This window comes from Sorangium sp. So ce185 (assembly GCF_051526825.1).
Classification (GTDB): domain Bacteria; phylum Myxococcota_A; class Polyangia; order Polyangiales; family Polyangiaceae; genus Sorangium; species Sorangium cellulosum_D.
In genome coordinates, this window is the sequence record NZ_CP150316.1 from 2,916,042 (window position 1) to 2,936,938 (window position 20,897).

Annotated in this window: 12 protein-coding genes and 1 tRNA gene; 6 read left to right on the forward strand and 7 right to left on the reverse strand. The window is 74.7% G+C overall.

The features are described from left to right. Positions 1–3: 3 nt before the first annotated feature. Together WMF26_RS10875 and dnaE are read left to right on the forward strand one after the other, a co-directional pair. A complete protein-coding gene (locus tag WMF26_RS10875) occupies positions 4–1,887 on the forward strand; it encodes a DinB/UmuC family translesion DNA polymerase (protein WP_438000255.1) in 1,884 nt (627 codons plus the stop codon). Continuing rightward, positions 1,884–5,279, forward strand: coding sequence for a DNA polymerase III subunit alpha (gene dnaE, locus WMF26_RS10880; protein WP_438000256.1), 3,396 nt, complete (start codon positions 1,884–1,886; stop codon positions 5,277–5,279). Before WMF26_RS10875 ends, dnaE begins: the two co-directional genes overlap by 4 nt. A gap of 45 nt (positions 5,280–5,324) precedes the next feature. On the opposite strand, the gene WMF26_RS10885 is transcribed toward dnaE, so the two are convergent. The 3 genes from WMF26_RS10885 to smc form a co-directional block, all read right to left on the reverse strand. Further along, positions 5,325–6,974 (reverse strand): hybrid sensor histidine kinase/response regulator, encoded by a 1,650-nt coding sequence (locus WMF26_RS10885; protein WP_438000257.1) that lies wholly within the window; start codon positions 6,972–6,974, stop codon positions 5,325–5,327. A gap of 315 nt (positions 6,975–7,289) precedes the next feature. Further along, positions 7,290–7,853 carry a hypothetical protein gene (locus tag WMF26_RS10890; RefSeq protein WP_438000258.1) on the reverse strand — a complete coding sequence of 188 codons (564 nt, stop codon included), beginning with the start codon at positions 7,851–7,853 and terminating at the stop codon, positions 7,290–7,292. Beyond that, the gene (gene smc / locus WMF26_RS10895) at positions 7,850–11,455 is read right to left on the reverse strand and encodes a chromosome segregation protein SMC (protein WP_438000259.1); all 3,606 of its coding nucleotides are present in this window, start codon (positions 11,453–11,455) and stop codon (positions 7,850–7,852) included. The genes WMF26_RS10890 and smc overlap by 4 nt, the downstream gene beginning before the upstream one ends. A 373-nt stretch (positions 11,456–11,828) precedes the next feature. On the opposite strand from smc, the gene WMF26_RS10900 reads away from it, so the two are divergent. From WMF26_RS10900 to WMF26_RS10910, 3 genes are all read left to right on the forward strand, one after another. Then, a complete protein-coding gene (locus WMF26_RS10900) occupies positions 11,829–12,164 on the forward strand; it encodes an FmdB family zinc ribbon protein (protein WP_437337068.1) in 336 nt (111 codons plus the stop codon). Positions 12,165–12,281: 117 nt separating this feature from the next. Continuing rightward, positions 12,282–13,376, forward strand: a complete 1,095-nt coding sequence (locus tag WMF26_RS10905; RefSeq protein ID WP_438000260.1) for a bifunctional chorismate mutase/prephenate dehydratase — start codon at positions 12,282–12,284, stop codon at positions 13,374–13,376. Then, positions 13,376–14,413, forward strand: a complete 1,038-nt coding sequence (locus tag WMF26_RS10910) for a hypothetical protein (RefSeq protein WP_437939990.1) — start codon at positions 13,376–13,378, stop codon at positions 14,411–14,413. Before WMF26_RS10905 ends, WMF26_RS10910 begins: the two co-directional genes overlap by 1 nt. Position 14,414: 1 nt before the next feature. Here the strand turns inward: WMF26_RS10910 and hrpB are convergent, their stop codons facing one another. Then, entirely contained in the window at positions 14,415–17,096 is a 2,682-nt protein-coding gene (gene hrpB / locus WMF26_RS10915) for an ATP-dependent helicase HrpB (protein WP_438000261.1), read from the reverse strand. An 89-nt stretch (positions 17,097–17,185) separates the two neighbouring features. On the opposite strand from hrpB, the gene WMF26_RS10920 reads away from it, so the two are divergent. Next, positions 17,186–18,775 (forward strand): amidase, encoded by a 1,590-nt coding sequence (locus WMF26_RS10920; RefSeq protein WP_438000262.1) that lies wholly within the window; start codon positions 17,186–17,188, stop codon positions 18,773–18,775. A 150-nt stretch (positions 18,776–18,925) separates the two neighbouring features. Here WMF26_RS10920 and WMF26_RS10925 read toward each other — a convergent pair. From WMF26_RS10925 to rpsU, 3 genes are all read right to left on the reverse strand, one after another. Then, positions 18,926–19,000, reverse strand: a tRNA-Pro gene (locus WMF26_RS10925). A gap of 189 nt (positions 19,001–19,189) precedes the next feature. Then, the gene (locus tag WMF26_RS10930; RefSeq protein ID WP_438000263.1) at positions 19,190–20,290 is read right to left on the reverse strand and encodes a glycosyltransferase family 4 protein; all 1,101 of its coding nucleotides are present in this window, start codon (positions 20,288–20,290) and stop codon (positions 19,190–19,192) included. A 207-nt stretch (positions 20,291–20,497) separates the two neighbouring features. Beyond that, a complete protein-coding gene (rpsU, locus tag WMF26_RS10935; RefSeq protein ID WP_012234386.1) occupies positions 20,498–20,722 on the reverse strand; it encodes a 30S ribosomal protein S21 in 225 nt (74 codons plus the stop codon). Positions 20,723–20,897: the final 175 nt, after the last annotated feature.

Below are 20,897 nucleotides of genomic sequence, written 5' to 3' on the forward strand. Positions count from 1 at the left end.
GCGATGGCGGCGAGGCGCATTGTGGCGATCGTGCTCCCGCAGCTCGCGTGCGAGCTGGTGAAGCAGCGTGGGCCGGTCTCACCGAGCGGGAAGGCGCCGCTCGCGGTGATCATCGGCGGCGAGGAGGAGCGCCGGGCCGCGCTCGCCGCGCGGTCCGAGCGCGAGCCGGCGGCGCCGGTGGCCGTGATCGACGTCGTCGACGACGAGGCGCGGCGGTACGGGGTCAGGCCGGGGCAGAAGGTCGTCGAGGCGGCGGCGCTGGTCGCGCACCTCGCGATCCACCGGGTGACGTTCGCCGAGATCGACGCGGCGCTCGGGCGGGTCGCCGAGGTGGCGCTCGGGCTCGGGGCGACGGCGGCGATCCAGCTCGGCGAGCAGGGCGCGCAGGCGCGCGCCGGCGCGCGCGCGGGGGCGTCGCGGGCTAGCCGCCCCGGCGAGCGCGCCGCGACCACGGCGCGGAGCCCCTGGGGCGACGGCCCGTACGACACGGTGTGGCTCGACATCACCGGGGCGTCGCACCTCGTCGGCGGCGAGGAGGCGCTGCTCGGCGATCTCGGCGAGCGCGTGGCGGCGCTCGGCCACCGGGCGCGGCTCGCGATCGCCGACGGGCCGCGGCTCGCGCAGGCGCTGGCGCGCTTCGGCGCGCACGCGGACGGCGCGCCAGGGGCAGACGCCCCGATCGCGCCGCCGGGCAAGGGGGCGCAGGCGATCGGGCCCCTGCCGGTGCAGGCGCTCCCGGTCGAGCGCGAGGTGGCGAGCTTCCTCGTCCGGCTCGGCGTGCTCCGCGTCGAGGACCTCGCTCGCCTGCCGCGGGCGCAGGTGGCGGCGCGGCTGGGCCCGCGGACGGTCGAGGTGATGGAGCTCCTCGCCGGGCGCGATCCCGTGCCGCTCCTGCCGTACGAGGTGCCCCGGCTGATCGAGGAGGAGGTGCTCTTCGACGAGCCGGTCGAGAGCGCCGAGTCGCTCCTGTTCGTGCTGCGCGGCATGACGTCGCGCATCTCGTCCCGGCTCGCCGCGCGCGGCGAGGCGTGCGGGCGGCTCAACGTCGCGATCGCCTACGATCGCTCGATCGCGCGGCTCCGCCTCGGCGATCGCGACGACGAGGTCGCCGACGCGCTCCTGGAGGACGAGGAGCGCGGCCCCTCGCTGCGCTTCCACGTCGACATGCCGGTGCCCCTCTCGGACGCGGGCGATCTGCTCCGCCCGCTCAAGGCGAAGCTCGAGCGGATCGAGCTCGCGGCGCCCGCGGTGGGGGTCCACCTCATCGCCTCCCGCATCGCGCGCGCCCGCCGGGTGCAGCTCGATCTGTCGCGCGACCGCTCGGTCGATCCCGACAGCCTGCCGGCGCTCCTGGCCGAGCTCTCGGCGGAGATCGGCGCGGAGCGGGTGGGCGTCCTGGAGGTCGCCGACGCGCACCGCCCCGAGGCGCGGTCGCGGCTCGTGCCGGTCTCGGACGAGGCGGCCGCGGGGCGCACGTCCGCCGCGGCCCGCGCGCGCGCCGCGGCGGAGCAGGGGGCCGCGGGGGAGCGCGCGGAGGGGGCCGACGCGCCGGCGCCGGAGCCCGCGCGGCTCCTCCCGCAGCCGATCCCGCTCGGCCGCGTGGGGCGCGGGGCGATCGTGGCGGTCGACCGGCACCTCTACGCGATCGAGCGGCTCTCCTTCGTGATGCGGCTCGACGCGGTGGAGTGGTGGACGCCCACGCCCGCCTCGCGCGATTACGCGCGCGCCTGGCTGGTCTCGGGCGCTCCGTCCGGCAGGGCCGCCCCGGCGCGCCTCGGCGAGCTGCGCCCTCCCCGCGACGGCGCGAGCGCGAGCTCCTGCGGCGAGGCGTGGATCTACGTCGACCGCGCGACGGGCGAGGCCTTCCTGCAGGGGTGGTGCGAGTGAGCGCCGGCGCCTCGGTGCCGTTCGCGGAGCTCTGCGGCCGCTCCTGCTTCTCGTTCCTCGAGGGCGCCTCGCACCCCGAGGAGCTCGTGCACCGCGCCAAGGAGCTCGGCCTCGAGGGGCTCGCGCTCTGCGATCGCGACGGGATCTACGGGAGCGTCCGCGCTCACACGGCGGCGAAGAAGGTCGAGCAGCGGGTGATCGTCGGGGCCGAGCTGACGATCGGCGCGACGCGCGCGGCGCGCTCGACGGACGAGCGCGCCGGGCCGCGCGCCGAGCGCGCGCCGGAGGTCCAGCCCTCGGTGGTCCTCCTGGTCGAGGACAGCGAGGGGTACGCGAACCTCTGCCGGCTGCTCACGCTCGCGCACGCCGATTGCGAGAAGGGGACGGCGAGCATCTCGGCGGAGGCGATCGCGGCGGCGCCGCGGGGCCTGTCCGCGATCGTGCCGCTCGATCCGCTCGTGCCCGCGGCCGCCTCCGGCGCGCTCATCGGCGCGCTGCGCGACGCGTTCGGCGAGCGCGCGCTCGTCGCGACCTGGAAGCACCTCGACCGCCGCGACGGCGAGCGGGTCGCGGCGGCCCTCGCGGCGGAGCGGCGCTACGGCCCCTGCGTCGTCGCGACCGCGCGCCCGCTCTACCACCACCCGTCGCGCAAGCCGCTCGCCGACGTGCTCACGTGCATCCGGACCAAGACCACGCTCGATCAGGCCGGGACGCGCATCGCGCCCAACGCGGAGGCGTACGTGCGGTCCGGCGCGCAGATGGCGGCGCTGTTCCGCGATCATCCGGCCTGGGTCGCGCGCACGGTGGAGGTCGCCTCCCGCTGCCGCTTCTCGCTGGCCGAGCTCCGCTACAGCTTCCCGAGCGACGCCCTCTGCATGCCGGGGGAGACGTCGGATCAGGCGCTGCGGCGCCTGACCGAGGAGGGCTGCCGCGACCGTTACCCGGAGGGGACGCCGCCGCAGGTGCGCGCGCAGATCGAGAAGGAGCTCGCGCTGATCGCGAAGCTCGGCGTGGCGCCCTACTTCCTCAGCGTGCAGCAGGTCGTGAAGATCGCCCGCGCGCGGCAGATCCTCTGCCAGGGCCGCGGCAGCGCGGCGAACAGCGCGGTGTGCTTCGTGCTCGGCGTGACGGCGGTGGACCCGGCCCGATCCAACCTGCTCTTCGAGCGCTTCCTGTCGGAGGAGCGCAACGAGCCGCCGGACATCGACGTCGATTTCGAGCACGAGCGCCGGGAGGAGGTGATCCAGGCGATCTACGAGATGTACGGACGCGACCGGGCGGCGATGGTCTCGGAGGTGATCGCCTACCGAGGGAAGAGCGCGCTCCGCGAGGTGGGCAAGGCGTTCGGCTTCTCGGCGGATCAGGTCGACAGGCTGAGCGGCCTCGTGCTCCACCACGAGGCGGACATCACGGAGCAGCGGGTGAGCGAGGCGGGCCTCGATCCGGACGACGTGCGTGTCCGGCAGGCCGTCCTGATGGCGAGCGCGCTGGAGGGCTTCCCGCGCCACCTCTCGATCCACGTCGGCGGCTTCGTGCTCTCGTCGGAGCCGCTGCACAAGGTGGCCCCGGTCGAGCCAGCGCGGATGGAGGGCCGCACGGTGATCCCGTGGGACAAGGACGACCTCGACGATCTCGGCTTCTTCAAGATCGACGTCCTGGCCCTCGGCATGCTGACGGCGATCCGCAAGGCGCTCGGGTTGATCCACACAGATCGGTACGCCGAGCTCGGGGGCCGGCCGGCCGACGCGGCTCGTGACGCCGCGGACGCGGATCGCTCGGTCGACGCGGCTCGTGACGCCGCGTCCGCGGGCCCCTCGGTCGACGCGGCTCGTGACGCCGCGTCCGCGGGTCCCTCGGTCGACGCGGCTCGGGGCTCCGCGTCCGCGGGCCCCTCGGTCGACGCGCGTCGAGGCGCCGCGTTCGATCCGATCGCGGCGCTCGCGCAGATCCCGCCGGAGGACCCGGCCGTCTACGAGGCGATCGGCCGGGCCGACACGGTGGGGGTGTTCCAGATCGAGAGCCGCGCCCAGATGGCGATGCTCCCGCGGCTGAAGCCGAGCAAGTTCTACGACCTGGTGATCGAGGTGGCGATCGTGCGTCCCGGGCCCATCCAGGGCGGGATGGTGCACCCCTACCTGCGCCGGCGGACGGGGCAGGAGCCGCCGGTGTCCCCGCACCCGTGCCTGGACCCCATCCTGGAGCGCACGCTCGGCGTGCCGCTCTTCCAGGAGCAGGTGATGCAGATCGCGATGGTCGGCGCGGGCTACACGCCGGGCGAGGCCGATCAGCTGCGCCGCGACATGGCGGCGTGGAAGAAGCACGGGCGCCTGGAGCGGCACCGCGGGCGGCTCATCCAGGGCTTCGCCGAGCGGGGGATCTCGGCGAAGTTCGGGGAGATGCTCTACCAGCAGATCCAGGGCTTCGGCGAGTACGGCTTCCCGGAGTCGCACGCGGCGAGCTTCGCGCTGCTCGTGTACGCGTCGGCCTGGCTCAAGGTCCACCATCCGGCGGCGTTCACCTGCGCGCTGCTCAACGCGCAGCCCATGGGGTTCTACAGCCCGTCGGCGCTTGTGCAGGACGCGCAGCGGCACGGCGTCGAGGTGCGCCCGGTGTGCGTGGTGCAGAGCGCGTGGGACGCGACCCTCGAGCCCGGCGAGACGCCCTCGGCGGGCCCGGCGCTGCGGCTCGGCATGCGCCTCGTGAAGGGGCTCGGGGAGGCGGCGGTGGCGGCGATCGTGGCGGCGCGCGAGGAGGCGCCGTTCACGGGTCTCCCGGATCTCGTGAGGCGCACGGAGCTGAAGAAGAACGAGGTGGAAGCGCTCGCCGAAGCGGGTGCGCTCGCCGCGATGGTCCCCGCCCGGAGAGAGGCGCTCTGGCGGGCGCGCGCGCCCCGCGTGGAGGGGTTGTTCGACGGCGTGCCGATCGAGGACGACAGCGACGTCGGGCTGCCCCCGCTCAGGCCGCTGGAGCAGCTCGCGCTGGATTACGGGCGCGTGGGCCTGTCGCTGCACGATCACCCGATGCGACACCTGCGACCGGCGCTCAAGCGGCGGCGCGGGGCCGGGCGCGTGCGGACCGCCGAGGAGATCAAGGCGGCGCGCAACGGGGAGAGCGTGCGGGTCGCCGGGATGGTGGTCGGCCGCCAGCGGCCCGCGACGGCGAGCGGCGTGACGTTCGTGACGCTTGAAGACGAGACCGGCGTGGTCAACGTCATCGTCCAGAAGCAGGTCTTCGAGGAGCACTACCAGGTGGCGCGGCACGCCGCGCTGTTGCTCGTCGCCGGGCGGGTCGAGCGTCAGGGCGAGGTGATCCACGTGCTCGCGCGCGAGCTGGAGCGGCTGGAGCTGCCGAACGACGAGGAGATCACGCTGAAATCGCGCGACTATCACTGAGGGCGCCCGGCGGCGCGGCGACGACCTCGAGGAGCAGCGCGCGCCTCAGGGCGCGGCGACGACCTCGTCGACCAGCGAGAGCAGCGTCGCCGCGTCGAACGGCTTCAGCAGCAGCCGGGCGTTGACCTGCTGCAGGAACGACTTGCTGCGCTCCGTGAAGGCGCCGCCGGTCAGGAACACGACCCGGCGCTGCTGCTCGGGCGCGTGCTCGGCGAGCGACGCGTAGAAGTCCATCCCCGTCATGTCGGGCATCATGAGATCGCACAGGATGGCGTCGTAGCGCTCCCCGGCGCGGATCCGGGTGAGCGCGTCGCGCGCGCTCGCGGTCGCGGTCGTCTCGTGCCGCGGCTCGAGCGTCCCCGCGATGGCGCGCGTGAGCAACGGCTCGTCGTCGATGATGAGGACCCGCTGTCGCGGCGCCGCCTGCGGCGCGGCCCCGGCGAGCCCGCCGCCATCGCGCCGCCCGCTCGACGCGCCGGAGACGGCGTCCGCCGCGGCCCGCGCCTCGGCGGACGTGGCGGCGGGGAGGACGACGCGGAACGTGCTCCCCTGGCCGGGGCGGCTCTCCACCTCGATCCGACCCCCCAGCGCCGCGACGATGGCGTGGCAGATCGCGAGCCCGAGGCCGAGCCCTTCGCCCTCTTCCTTGCTCGTATAGAACGGCTCGAAGATCCGCTCGAGCGACTCGGGCGCGATCCCGGCGCCGGTGTCGCGCACCTCGACGACGACCCACCCCACGGCGTCGCAGCGCGTCGAGAGCTCGATCACGTTCTGCGCGGCGAGCCCCTCCGGGATGGCCTGCGCGGCGTTCACGATGAGGTTCAGGAAGACCTGCGCGAGCCGCGGCTCGTTCGCCTCGACGGGGGGCACCTCCTGGAAGCTCCGGACGACGCGGGCGCGGTGCCGGATCTCGTTCATCGCCATGTGGACGCAGGAGTCGAGCACCCGCCTGGGGTCGACCGGCCCGCGGCGATCCTCTTCGGCGCGCGAGAAGCTGTGGAGATCGCGCACGATGAGCCGCACCCGCTCTGCGCCCTCGCGGGCGTCCTCGAGGAGGCTCAGCACCTCGGAGAGCTCGCTCGACGGCCCGCGGCCGTCGCCGTGGGAGCGAGCCCACGGGCCGCTGCGCGGCGCGCCGTTCCGCCGCTCCATCGCGCCGATGCGCCGGAGGGCCGCGTCGACGTTCGTGATGACGAAGGCGAGGGGGTTGTTGATCTCGTGGGCGACCCCGGCGGCGAGCGTGCCGACGCTCGCCATGCGACCGGCGAGGACGAGGCGGGCCTGCGTCTGCGCGAGCGCCTGGCGCGAGGCGGCGTCGCGCGCGGCGCGCTCGCGGGCGACGGCGAGCCGCGCCCGGGCGCCCGTGTCGTCGTCGCCCACGAGCAGGAAATCGCTCGCGCCCGCCGCGAGGAGCCCGTCGAGGTCCGTGTCGCGCTCGGCGATCGCGAGGAGGAACACCGCGTCGCCGCCGGGCTGCGCCCGCGCGCGGCCGCAGAACGCCGCGGCGCCGGCCGGGTCGCTGGCATCGACGGCGAGCACCAGCGGCGGCTCGCGCAGGCACCGCGAGAGCGCGCGCTCGGGATCGGAGACGACGCAGACGTCCGGCACATGGCGTCGGATCAGCGCCTCGAATCGCTCGCTCGCCGCGGCGCGCCCGCGGAGGAGCAGGAAGGCGCCCGACTCAGCGCTGCCCATCGACGTCCTCTCCGTGTCCTTCGCAGGCCCTTTACCGCATCTCCATCCCGGCGTGCACGCAGGACGTTCCGTCCCCCCGGTATCTGCCGTTCCGCCGGCCGCTTTCGCGCCGTCCGCCCGGCGATCCGCTGGCCCGCTGCCGCCCCTGCGGTCGGCTCGCCCTCGCGCGGCGCCCCTCGCCGGTCGCGCGGCGCCCTCGCCCGTCGCGCGGCGCCCCTCGCCCGTCGCGCGGCGCCCTCACCCGTCGGGCGGCACCCTCGCCCGTCGCGCGGCGCCCCTCGCCGGTCGGGCGGCGCCCTCACCCGTCGCGCGGCGCTAGCGAGCGCTCGCCGCCGCGTCGTCGTCTGGATCCCCGTCGTCGGTCACCCTCGACGCGCCGTCCGTGAGCGGCGGGTACAGGCTCTCGACGAGCTCCGCGGAGAGCCGGTCCGCGAGGCGCGCGTCCATCCGCGCCATCGCCTCGCGCAGCCGATCGATCTCCGCCGAGAGCGCTTCCTTGAGCGGCCGCCGCTGCGCCTCCTCCATCGCGGCGAGCTCCGCCAGCGCCTCCTCGAGGCGGGCGCGCGCCGCCTCGTCCGCGCCGCCCGCGTCGGATCCCCGGAGCAGGTGCTCCGCGACGCGCACGCGACCGCGGTAGCGCACCCGCGTCCGCTCGAGGAAGTCGCGGTACGGCTTCACGGCCCCGCTGAGGGCCTGCACCGCGGCCCCGAGCGCGCGCGCCTCGCCGCGCAGCGCCTCGCGATCGGCATCGGCGAGCGCCGGGTTGTGCTCGACGTGGGCCTCCAGCGTGGCCAGCACCTCGCGGGCCCACCGCAGGTGCCGGAGCCCCGAGGCGCCGCGCGAGAGGAGCCGCCCGCCCGCGTGAGGCCCCTCGCTCACGCCACCGCCGCCGCCGGCGCCGCCTCGCGCTCCGGCCGCTTCGCCGTCTCGTTGATCCGCACGCTGACGAGCTTCGAGACGCCGGGCTCCTGCATCGTGACGCCGTACAGCACGTCGACCGACTGCATCGTGCGCTTGATGTGCGTGATGAGGATGAACTGCGAGTGGCTCGTCATGCTCCGGATCGCCTCGTTGTAGCGGGCCACGTTCGCCTCATCGAGCGGCGCGTCGACCTCGTCGAGGATGCAGAACGGCGACGGCTTGAACTGGAAGATCGCGAAGATGAGCGACACCGCGGTGAGCGCCTTCTCGCCGCCGCTCATGAGCTCGATGTTGCCGAGCTTCTTGCCCGGCGGCTGCGCCAGGATCTCGATGCCCGTCTCCAGCATGTCGTCGGGGTTCGTCAGCCTGAGCTCCGCCTGGCCGCCGCGGAACATCTTGGGGAACAGCGCCTTGAAGCGCGCGTTGATGCCGTCGTACGTCGTCTTGAAGAGCCGCTTCGACTCGCGGTTCATCTGGGCGATCGCCTTCTCCAGGTCGTCGAGCGCCTTCTCGAGGTCGGCCTTCTGGCTCGAGTAGTACGTGTACCGCTCCTCGGCCTCGGCGTGCTCGCGCACGGCGTCGAGGTTGACGGGGCCCATGCGGTCGAGCAGCTCCGTCAGCTCCTGGATGCGCGCGCGGTGCGAGGCGTCTACCGGCGGCCGCTTGTGGTAGTCGCCGACGACGCGGGCGAGCTCCAGCCCGCGGAAGCGCTCGCGCACCCCCTCGATGAGGTGGTTGTGCTCGACGCGCAGCCGCTCCAGCGCGAGCTCGTGCTTGCGGAGCTGCTCCGACACGTCGGCGAGCTCCTGGCGCAGCCCGCGCAGGTCGGCCTCGCGCCCCGCGTGCGCCTGCCGCGCCTCGTCCAGCGCCCGCCGCGCCTCGGTCAGCGTGGCCTGCGCGGCGTGCGCCTTGGCGACGGCGTGGACCAGCGCCTCGCGCGCGATCACGATCGTCGCCGCGGCCTTGCCCGCGCCGATCGCGCTCTCCGTCCGCTCCTGGTCGAGCCGGGCGATCCGGCCCTCTAGCTCGCTGCACGACCGCGTGAGCCGCTCGATCGTGCCCCGCGCCGCCGTCGCGCGCTCGCGCACGCGCGCGAGCTTCACCTTGCGCTCGGTCACGACCGACTGCTGCCCGAGCACCCGCTCGCGCCACTCGGCCGCCACCTGCTCGGCGTGCTCGAGGCCGGCCGCGGCCGCCTCGCGCGCCGCGCGCCCGGCCGCGAGCTTGTCGCGCGCCGCCTGCTGCTCGCTCCCGCCGGCGTCGAGGTTGTCGGCGAGGTCCTCGAGCTCGGAGCGCACCACGCCCTCGCGCTTCTGCGCCGCGGCGAGCTGCTCCTCCGCGCGGCGGAGGTCCTTCTCGGCCGTCACCAGCGCGAGCTCCCCCTCGTGCGCCTCGCTCCGCGCGCGCTCGAGCGCCGTCCCCACCTCGGAGATCCGCAGGCGGAGCTTCTGCTGCGCGTCGAGCAGCGCCGTCACCTCCTCCGACTTTGTCGCGACGAACTCGTGCAGCGCGCGCATCTCCCGCTTCTGCTCGATCATCCCGGCCGCCACCGCGTCGCCCGAGCCGCCGCTCACCACCCCGTCCTCGCGGATCACGGTGCCGTCGAGCGTCACGAGCGTGCACCCCGCGCCCTCGGCCGCGAGCCGCGCCGCGACCTCGGCGCTCGCGACGACCACCGCGTCCCCCACGAGCGCGCGCGCCAGCGCCTCGTCCTCGGGCGCGAAGACGAGCCGATCCGCGAGCGGCCCCAGCACCCCCTCGCCGCGCGGCGGCCGCCGCGCGGCGCCGGCCACGAACGGAGGACGCGCCGCGATCACGCTGGCCCGCCCGCGGTTGTTCTTCGACAGGTCCGCGAGCAGCGCGATCCCGCGCTCGACGTCGCTCACGACCGCGCACTGCAGCCTGTCGCCGAGCAGCCCCGCGAACGCCGCGGTCAGCTCGGCCGGCGCCTCGATCCGGTCGGCCACGAGCCCGAGCAGCGCCGGGTCCTTCGTCTTCAGGAGGTTCTTCACCCCCGCGCCGACGCCCTCCAGCCGGGCGTGCAGCTCCTCGAGCGCGCGGAGCCGGTTGCGCCGCTGCCCGAGCTCGTTCTTCGCGTGCTCCACGGCGCGGTCGCTCGAGACCGCCTGCTCCCGCAGCGCCTTCATCTCGGCGTCGAGCCGCGTTCGTTCCTCCGCGGAGAGCCGCTTCCCCTCGGCGAGCTCCGCCACGTTCCGCGTCAGCGACGAGCGCCGCCGCTCGAGCTCCTCCGACTCGTACATCAGCCGCCCGAGCTCGTCCTCGAGCTTCGCCCGCCGCTGGCTCATCTCCGCCATGCGCCGGTCGAACCCGGCGAGCGACGCCTCGGCGGCCGCGACCGCCGCGGTGGCCTCGGCGGCGCGCCGGCGGAGCGCGGCGACCTCGTGCTCGGCGGTGCGCTCGCCGTGCCGCAGCTCCTCGAGCCGCTCGTGCTGCTCGAGCGCGAGCTCGCTCTCGCGCGCCTCCTCTTCCTCGACGCCCGCGAGCTGCGCCTCGAGCTGCTCCTTCTCGGCCTTGAGCTCCGCGACCGTCTTCTCGAGATCTCCTTGCTCCTTGGCCGCGGTGACGAGCCGCTCTTCCAGGTGCCGCAGGCGGTCGCGCGCCCGCGCGATCTCCGCCTCGTGGGTGCGCACCTGGTTGTCGGCCGCGAACGCCTCGTTCTGCGCGCGCTCGGCCCGCTCCTCGCAGGCGAGGGCCTCGAGCCGGGTGACCTCGATCTCGGCCTCGCGCGCGGCGAGCGCGGTCCGGGACGCCTGCTCGCGCTCGGCGTGCTCGGCCCTGCCGATCGACTCGCGCTGCGTGAGCACCGTGATCTCGAGGAGCTTGTGCGACGCCTCGTGGAGCACGAGGTCCTCCAGCTCCTTGCGGTAGTTCACGTACCGCTCGGCCTTCGCGGCCTGGCGCTTCAGGGACGCGAGGTTCCGCTGGATCTCGGAGACGATGTCCCCCACGCGGAGCAGGTTCTGCCGCGTCTGGTCCATCTTCTGCTCGGCCTGCTTCTTCCTGGCCTTGTACTTCGTGATGCCGGCGGCCTCCTCGATGAGCATCCGCCGGTCCTCCGGGCGCGCGGAGACGATGAGCCCGATCTTGCCCTGCTCGACGATGGAGTAGGCCTTCGTGCCGACGCCGGTGCCGAGGAAGAGATCGGTCACGTCCTTGAGCCGGACCTGGGTCTTGTTGATGAGGTACTCGCTCGTCCCGTCGCGGAAGAGCCGGCGCGTCACCGCGATCTCGGCGTAGTCCCGGTACTCGAGCGGCAGCTGCGACGCGGCCGTCGGCTCGCTGTTGTCGAAGGTGAGCGTCACCTCGGCCATCCCGTGCTGGGCGCGGGTCTCGGAGCCGTTGAAGATGACGTCGGACATCGACTTGCCGCGCAGGTGCTTCGCGCTCTGCTCGCCGATGGCCCACCGGATCGCGTCGACGATGTTCGACTTGCCACAGCCGTTCGGACCGACGATGCCCACCACGTCCGTGTCGAAATGGACCACCGTCCGATCGACGAACGATTTGAACCCGCTGATCTCGAGCTTCCGAATGCGCATGGCGTCCCCGGGACCGGACGGGCGAGCTTAAACGTATCGTCACAGCACGCCACGTACCGTCACATCTGGCTTCTACCCCGGGGTCTACGTGGGCTGGCACCGCGCGGCAAGGCCGGATCCCGCCTCCTCACGCGCTCGTTGAGGACCGAGTCTTGCCCAGGGCGGTCGAGGATGTCGATGACGCGGACCGACGTAGATGACGCGACGGATGTGAGCGCCATTACGGTCTGACCGCGCGGGAGCGTGGAGCGGGATCGACGCTCCGAAATGCGACGGACCGACGTCAGAATCGCAACAGTTGCCTTTGGCAGCCGCCTTGACAGGTGGCTAACGTAGCCATATCCCTCGCGTTGTTCCGAGGAGTAGAAACGCCATGCCCACGTACGAGTACGCTTGCACATCCTGCGCGCATGAATGGGAGGCCGAGCAGTCGATCAAGGAGGCGCCGCTCTCGGAGTGCCCGTCGTGCCACAACGCGACGGCCCGGCGGCAGATCTCGCGCGGCACGGGCTTCATTCTCAAGGGCGGTGGCTGGTACTCCGACCTGTACGCCTCGGGCTCGAACAAGCCGCCCGCGAAGTCGGAGAGCGGCTCGGGTAGCTCCTCAGGGTCCTCGGGGACGAGCTCCGACTCCGGGTCGAGCAGCTCCTCGTCGACGACCAGCAGCAAGAGCGACTCCAGCGCGTCGTCCGCCTCCGCAGCGGCCTGACGCGACCCCGGCGATCCAAGGCGACGTGTGGCCAGCCGTGCGAGGTGCGGCGTCGCAGCCCTGCGCCCGGAGCGCTGCGAGTCCACCTGCGCCGGGGGCGGTGCTAGGGTGGCCGGGATGGATGAGAGAAAGCGACTTGAGGAGCTCCGCCGGCAGCTCACGGAGCTGGATCAAGAAATCCTACGAAGCATCGAGCGCCGGGCGCGCATCGCGCACGAGCTGGCCAAGCTGAGGACGGGCACGGCCCGGTTCGCCCCCACGGCAGACGCCGCCCATATCCAGGCGCTCGAGCGCGCCGTGACGCCGCCGTTCCCGCAGCGCGCGGTGCGGCCGATCTTCGTCGCCATCGACGCGGCCTCGCGCGCGTTCGAGCTCGCGCCCCGGGTCGCGTACCTGGGCGCCGAGGGCGACTTCGGCTGGACCGCGGCGCACGATCACTTCGGGGTCGGCGGCGAGTTCGTCCGCGCGGACGGCCCCGCCGCCGCCATCGAGGAGGTCGCGCGCTCGCGCGCGGACTTCGCCGTGGTCCCCTACGAGTCGCTCAAGGAAGGGCCGATCTTCCCGACGATCCAGGCGATCGGCGGCGCCGACCTCAAGGTGGTCGGCGAGCGCCAGCTGGTGCAGGCGCTCGACCTCGTGAACCGGACCGGCAACCTCGCCGACGTCGAGCGGGTATACGCCTCGCCGCAGGACCACGTGGCCTGCGTGCACTACCTCGAGCTCCAGCACCCGCGCGCGCTGGTGCTCGACGTGCGCTGCCCGCAGGCCGCGTGGGAGCTCGCGGCCGAGAACGAGGGCAGCGCCGCCATCGTGCCCCGCGGCTTCAGCGGGGCGCCGGAGCTCCGGGTCGCCCGCGAGAACGTCGGCGACGAGGGCGAGCTCCGGATCCGCTACGCGGTGCTGTCGCGGCTCCCCTCGCCGCGCTCGGGCCACGACGCAACGGCGATCCTCTTCAGCGTCCACGATCGGCCCGGCGCGCTCCACGACATCCTCCAGCACTTCAAGGAGCGCAGCTGCAACCTCCGGCGGGTCCACTCCCGCCCCGTCCCCGGCGAGGGCTGGGACTACGTCTTCTACGTCGAGGTCAGCGGACACACGACCGATCGCGCGCTCGTCGCGGCGCTCGAGGGCGTGAAGCGCGAGACCAAGATGCTGAAGATCATCGGCTCCTTCCCCCTGGAGCGCCCCGACCCGCCGCACGAGCGATCTTGATGACGAACACGATGGAGCAGACGCTGCTGCAATCCCGGGGCGCCGCCGCCCTGCGCCGCGCGGCGCTCGCGCTCGCGATCGCGGCGCCCGCCGCCCCGGCGCTCGCCGGCTGCGGGGGCGCGGACGACAGCCTCGCGCTGGTCGGCGGCGAGAAGATCGACGCGACCGCGATCGACCGCGACCCCCTGGCGGTCCTGCCGAGCGGCGTGGTGATGCTCGGCTACCTCGACGCGGCGGCGATGTTCACCTCCGGCCTGGGCGGCGAGGTCAACCAGCTCATCACGAACCTGCTCCCGCTGGGCCCAGAGTCGAACTTCGTCCCGTCGCGCGACATCGTGAAGATCTACGGCGGGCTCTACGCGATGCAGGGCGCGGACTTCTGCGCCGTGATGCAGGGCAACTTCGACGTCGACGCGATCCGCCGCTCCGCCGACGCGAGGTCGGTCACCGTCATCGGCGCGCCGCTCGTGAAGACGCGCTACGCGGACAACGATCTCTTCACGGCCGGCAACGTGGGCTTCGTCGTGCTCACGCCGCACACGATCCTCACCGGCAACGAGACCGGCATGCGGCGGGCCCTCGATCGGCTCCGCTTCAGCGCGCTGAAGCGGTCCGTGCCCTCGTGGATGGTCGAGCTGCTCGGCACGAAGAACGCGTCGTTCGCCTTGGCCGGCGATCTCTCGAGCCAGCCCGCGGTCGCGTCGGCGGCGGGGCAGCTCCCGTTCCTCGCGGGCCTCCAGTACGTGCGCGTCATCGGCAACTTCCAGCCGCCCGGCGTCAACTTCGCCGGCGCGCTCACGTACACGGACCCGCAGAGCGCGGCGAACGGCGCCGTCGCGCTCCGCAACCTCGAGCAGATCGCCAGGATCGCGAGCCTGCTCTCGTCGTGGGGCTTCGGCTACGGCTCGATCCCCCCGATGCAGGTGGCGCAGCGCGAGAGCGACGTCGGGTTCACGCTGCCCCTCGGCGAGGGGATCGTGCGGATGCTCCTCCGCACGGCCGCCGAGACGGCGAGGGCCGCGGCGCTCGTGCGCTGACTCATCCCTTGCGGGACGGCGGCGCCGCGCGCGCGGGGTCGTCCGGCCACGCGTGCTTCGGGTAGCGGCGCCGGAGCTCCTTGGCGATCGCGGGGTAGTGGCGCGCCCAGAACCCCGAGAGGTCCGTCGTGACCTGCACGGGGCGCTGGTTCGGCGCGCACAGGTGCAGCACGACGGGCACCCGTCCGCCGGCGACGCGCGGCCCCTCGGCCATGCCGAAGAAATCCTGCAGCCGGGACGCGAGCGACGGCGGCGCGTCGGCCGCGTACTCGAGGCGCGCCCGGCGGCCGCCGGGCAGGACGATCGACTCGGGGGCGAGCTCGGCGAGCGCTCGCGCCTGCGCGGGGCGCAGCGAGGCGTGCACGGCGGCCGCGAGGTCCGCGTCGCGGAGCTCGGCGAAGCTCCTGCGGCCCTCGCAGAGCGCCTCGAGCGCGGCGAGCACCGCGTCCTCGCCCACGTCGGGCAGCCCGGCGTCCGGGCAGTGCGCGCGCACGAACGCGACCCGGAGGAGCCAGCCATCGAGCGCGTCGCCCTTCACGAACGCGCGCCACCCCTTCGCCTTCGCCTGCGCGGCGAGCTCCCGCGCCGCCGCCTCGGCGAGCGGCCCGCCCGCGCTCGCGGCCGGCCGCGACTCGTCGAGCACGAGGCCGTCGTACGAGAGCCGACGCACGACCTCGACGCGCTCCGCGGTGGCGTTCCAGGTCGCCTCGGTCGTGTCCCGGATCGCGTCGGTGAAGAGGTCGAGCAGCCAGTCGGCCTCGATCGCGCTCGCCGACCGGACGACGGTGCGCGCCGAGCGCCCCTCGCTGCGCTCCTCGATGTCGACCGCGACGACGAGGTCGACCTCGTCGATCACGCTCGCCTCGGAGAGCGCGGCCGTCCCGCCGGCGGCCAGCACGACCTCGCGCCCGCTCCGCCCCGACGCGTTGGCCGGGCGGCGGAGGCGCCCCACCCGGTCCGGGTAGCCGGAGAGGATCGCGATGCGCTGCGCGATCTCGCGCGCCTCCGCGGTCTCCGGCGGCGCCGCGCTCCGGTGGTCCGCGAGCCGCGCGAGCTGCTTGCGCGTCCGCTCCACCGCGAGCGCGCGCGCCGGGTCGACGCCGAGCCAGCGCAGGCGGTCCGCCGCGAACCGCGCGCGGTCCGCCTCGTCGAAGGTCTGGAGCGCGGCGAGCAGATCGGAGCTGTGCCGCGCGTACGCCCCCCGCGGGCCTTGCGGCGCGCCGAGGTCGCGCTCGGCGGCGAGCGCCGCCAGGGTGCACCCGTCCTCGGCGACGCCGCGCCGCTCGGCCTCGACGATCATCCGCGCTTGTCGCGGGTGCGCCGGGAAGCGCAGCATCCGCCGGCCGATCGGCGTCACGCGCCGCGCCTCGTCGAGCGCGCCGAGCCGCACGAGCAGCGCCTCGGCCGCGGCGAGCCCGGCGGCGGGCGGCGCCTCCAGCCAGCCGAACCCCTCGAGATCCGTGACGCCCGCGGCGCAGAGCTCGAGCACGGTCTCCGCGAGATCGAGCCTCCGGATCTCGGGCGCGTCGTGCTCCGGCCGCGCGGCGAACTCTCCGCGCGTGTAGAGGCGGAGGCAGCGGCCCGGCCGCGTCCGTCCGGCGCGCCCCGCGCGCTGCGCCGCGGAGGCGCGGGCGATCGGCGCGACGCGGAGCGTGGGCAGCCCCGACCAGGGCGCGTGCGCGGCCACGCGCGCGAGGCCGCTGTCGACGACCGCGACGACGCCGTCGATCGTCACGGAGGTCTCGGCCACGTTGGTCGAGAGGATGACCTTGCGCCGGTCCGCGGGGCGCACCGCGCGGTCCTGCTCCGCCGGCGACAGCGACCCGTGCAGCGGCAGGAGCAAGAGGTCGGCGCTCTTCGCGAGGGGCGCGCACGCCTCCATCGAGCGCCGGATCTCCGCGGAGCCCGGCAGGAACACCAGCACGTCGCCGTCGAGCCCCTCGTCGAGGAGCTGCCGCACGGACGAGGCGACCAGGCTCTCGAGCGTCCTGTCGCCCCAGTGCGCCGGAGCGCGGCGGTCGCCCGCGGCGCGGGTCGACGCGCTCACGCGGGCAGGCTCCAGGTGCTCGATCGCGACGTCGAACATCCGCCCCTCGGCGCGCAGCGTCGCGCAGAGCGGGGCCTCGGCGGCCGGCGCGGCCTCGGCCGCGGAGGTGGGCTGCGCCTCGCGCGCGCCGAGGAACGCCGCGATCGGCCCGGCGTCGAGGGTCGCGGACATCACGACGAGGCGGAGATCGGGCCGCGCGCCGCGCTGCAGCCGGCGGAGCAGCGCCAGCGCGACGTCGCCCGCGAGGTGCCGCTCGTGGAACTCGTCGAGCACCACGGCGCTGACGCCCCGGAGCTCGCGATCGACCAGGAGCCGCCGCGTCAGCACGCCCTCGGTCACGAAGCGGATCCGCGTGGCCGGGCCGGCGGCCTCTTCGAAGCGCATGGTGTAGCCGACGGTCTCGCCCACGCGCTCGCCGAGCTCTTCGGCGACGCGGCGCGCGGAGAGGCGCGCGGCCAGCCGCCGCGGCTCGAGCACCAGGATCTCGCCGCGCTCGGCGAAGCCGGCGTCGAGCAGCGCGCGCGGCACGCGCGTCGTCTTGCCGGCGCCGGGCGGCGCCTCGAGCACCACGCTCGGGTGCGCGCGCAGGGCGGCGCAGAGATCGGGGAGGATCGGATCGATCGGCAGCGGCTGCATGGCTCCGGCGGTTCCCCCGCGAACGGCGCGGGGCCCCGGAGCCTAGCAACCCTTCGAGCGCGTGGACCTGTGATACTCGTCGAATCATCGTGAGCGCCTCGACCGATCCGACCTGCCTCACCGCGACCGCGCTGTCCTCGCTCCTGGCCGCGCGCGAGGTCAGCTCGGAGGAGGTCACGCGGGCGCACCTCGCGCGCATCGGGGCGCTCGATCCGCGCCTCCGCGCCTTCACCCAGGTGCTCCACGACGAGGCGCTCGCGGCCGCGCGCGGGCTCGACGACGAGCGCCGTCGCGGGGAGATCCGCGGCCCGCTCCACGGGCTGCCGATCACCGTGAAGGAGTCGCTCGACATGGCCGGCATGGCCTCGACGCTCGGCGTCGCGTCCCGCAGGGACCACCGGGCGGCCGGCGACGCTGGCGTCACCGCGCTGCTCCGCCGGGCCGGGGCCGTGATCCTCGGGCGCACGAACGTCTCGCAGCTGCTCCTGTACAGCGAGGCGCGCAACCCGCTCTTCGGGCAGACGGCGAACCCGTGGAGCCTCGATCACAGCCCGGGCGGCTCGTCCGGCGGCGAGGCCGCCGCCATCGCGGCGGGGATGTCGCCGCTCGGCATCGGCACGGACATCGGGGGCAGCATCCGCGTCCCCGCGCATTGCTGCGGGATCGCCGGCATGAAGCCCACGCTCGATCGCTGGACCAACCTGGGGAGCAACACGGCGCTGCTCGGGCAGGAGGCGATCCGCTCGCAGGTCGGCCCGATGGCGAGGAGCGCGCGCGACCTCGCGCTCGTCATGTCCGAGCTCGACCCCGCGACCATGGCCGCGCTGGACGTGCGCGTGCCGCCGTTCCCGTTCACCGAGCCGGCGAGCGTCGAGGTGGCGCGGCTGCGCGTCGGGTTCTACTGCGACGACGGGCTCGTCCCTTCCTCGACCGCCGTCGCCCGCGCCGTCGTGAAGGCGGCCTCGGCGCTGCGCGCGCGCGGCGCCACGGTCGTGCCGTTCACGCCGCCCGGCATCCCCGACGCGGTCTACGGGTACTTCGCCGCGCTCTCGGCGGACGGCGGCGCGACGGCGATGTCGCTCCTCCAGGGCGACGCGGCCGACGTCGACGTCTCGCTCCGCTCGCTCCGCGCGATGGCGTCGCTCCCGCCGTTCGCGCGCCGCGCCGCCGCGCGCGTCGCCGGGATCGCGGGCGAACGGCGTCTACAGCGCCTCCTCGAGGTCACCGGGCCGAAGTCCGTCGCCGAGCTCTGGCGCGTCACGCACGCGCTGCGCGAGGCGAGGGCCGCGATCGCGTCGGCGATGCGCGCGGAGTCGCTCGACCTGCTGCTCTGCCCGCCGTACGCCACGCCGGCGCTGCCGCACACCGCGTCGCGCGACTTCGTCCTCGCGGGCAGCGCCGCCATGCTCTGGAACCTCGCGCAGTTCCCGGCCGGCGTCGTCCCCGTGACCCGCGTGCGCGCCGGCGAGGCGCGCCGCGAACGGCCGCGCGATCGGCTGGAGAAGCGGGCCGCCGAGGTCGACGCGAGGAGCGAGGGGCTGCCCGTCGGCGTGCAGGTGGTCGGCTTGCCCTTCAGCGATCACGTGGTGCTGGCCGCGATGATCACCATCGAGGACGAACTCGCCGGCGAGCCGGATCGGCCCGTCACGCCCGTCTCACCGCCCCCGCTCGCCGGATGACGCCGTGAGCCCCGGGGGCCCGGTGACGTGAGCGACACCGGGACGCTATGGCGGGGCCACGCCGCCGTTGCCCGGCGCGTCCACAGTCGACGAGAACTGAAGCCCTACAAAGCCGAAAGGTCCGCCGGAGAACCCTCTCCGCCGGACCAGTCGGGGCGAGTGGATTCGAACCACCGACCCCTTGACCCCCAGTCAAGTGCGCTAACCAGGCTGCGCTACGCCCCGAGCCACTCCGCCGCCTCGTTTCGGTGCGGAGCGAGGCGCACCGTAGTCGAAGCCTTGGGAATTGCAAGGACATCGCATCGCGGATCGAAGACTCGCTCCGGAAGGGGCGTCCGGCGCTGTCCGGAGCCGGGCGCGCGCTGTGGCCGGCCCAGCGAGAACGCACCGCTTCCAGCGCGAACGCGCGGTCGTTCAGCGCGCGCGCTCTGGGCGGCGCGGCGGGACGGCGCGGAGCGCGGCCGCGAGGCTCTCCGCGGTGCCTTCCGCGACGAGGATCCCGTCGTCGTCCCTGGCCCACGCGACCACGTCGCCCGCGTCGCACGCGATGACGGGCACGCCGAGCGCGCGCGCCTCGCGGATCACCGTGGGGGCGGCCTCGTGCGATGACGGGTGCAGCAGCACGTCGGCCGCGCCGATCCACGCGAGCGCCTCGCTCCGCGGGAGCGTGCCCGTGAAGCGCACCGCCGCGACGTCTGCGCCGCGTGAGCTCTCCGCGGCGCGCGATGCGTTCGCGCGCGCGAGGCGCGCGAGCGCGGCGCGCTCCGGGCCGTCGCCGACGATGATGAGCCGGAGCCCGGCGCCCGCCGCGCGCGCCGCCTCGATCGCGAGCTCGACCCGCTTCGTCGGGATCAGCCGGCACGCCACGACGACGAGGCGATCGCCGGGGCGCTGGACGAGCTCGCTCCGGAGCGCGGCCGCGCGCTCGGCGACGGGCGGCAGATCGATCGCGGGCGGCGCGACGCGCGAGGTGGAGGCGAGCGCGCGCGCCTGTTCCGGAGCGAGCGCGGCCGCGAGGGCGTCGCGCAGCGCGCGCGCGGCGAAGACGAAGCGCGCGTCGCGGCGGAGGAGCGCGCCCATCACCGCCGCGCGCGCGGCGCGCGGCGCGCCGAGCAGGAGCCGCACGTCGGCGCCGTGCGCGTGCACCTCGAGCGGCGCGCGCGGCAGGGCGAGCAGGAGCGGCCACGCGCACGGGACGATCCAGTGCGCCACCGCGCGGTCGACCTGCCCGAGCCGGCGCAGCCGATGGAGCGCGGCGGCCGCGAATGGACCCGCGGAGAGCAGCCGGAGCGGCGACTCGCGCGCGCGCGCCACGGCGCCCGGCCACGCGAACAGCGCGCCCCCGCCTGCCCGATGGACGACGAGATCGCCGTCCCGTGAGGGGGGGGCGAAGGCCGAGCCCCCGGCCGCGATCACGTGGACCTCGGCGCCGCCGCGCGCGAGCGCCTGCGCCGACGAGCGCACGAAATGGCCCGAAGGATCCTCGTCGCTGATCGGATAGGACGTCGTGAGCACGACGGCGCGCATCGGGACCTCTGGCGCGGGGGCGCCGCGAGCACCGCCGTGGCGCCGACGCGCGCAACCCGGGGCGCGTCGCGCCGCCGAGGCGGCTCTGGGAGACAAAAATGACAAGACGCAGAGCACGCCGCGGAGGCTCGATTCAAGCGTCCGCGCGCGTCTTCTGCGTCTTGGCGGGGTGCCCTTGCGCGAGGGGCGGTCGCGCTAGGCGACCATGTCCATCTTCGACCGCTTCCGGCGCCGGCGAGCGGCCTCGGACGCCTTCTTCCGCCGCTTCACGGACGGCTTCATGTAGTGCCGGCGCCGCTTCAGCTCGCGGAGGATCCCCTCGGCGGCCATCTTCCTCTTGAGGTGTTTGATGGCGCGCTCGATGCCCTTGTCGCCCACGGCGACCTCGAGCGGTTTGCACTGAATGGCGTCGGTCGGCATGTCTTGCAGCGTCCTCTTTTGCTGGAAAAAAACTTGCCCCGTTGGCGGGCGAAAATGCAAGCCGGCGGGGGCCGGCGGCGCGGGGCGCGCACTATGACAGAGGCCCTCCGGCCTCGCAAGAGCCAACCCCGGCCGTACGGCGCGCGACGCCGCGGCGCGTCGTCTAGGCTCGACC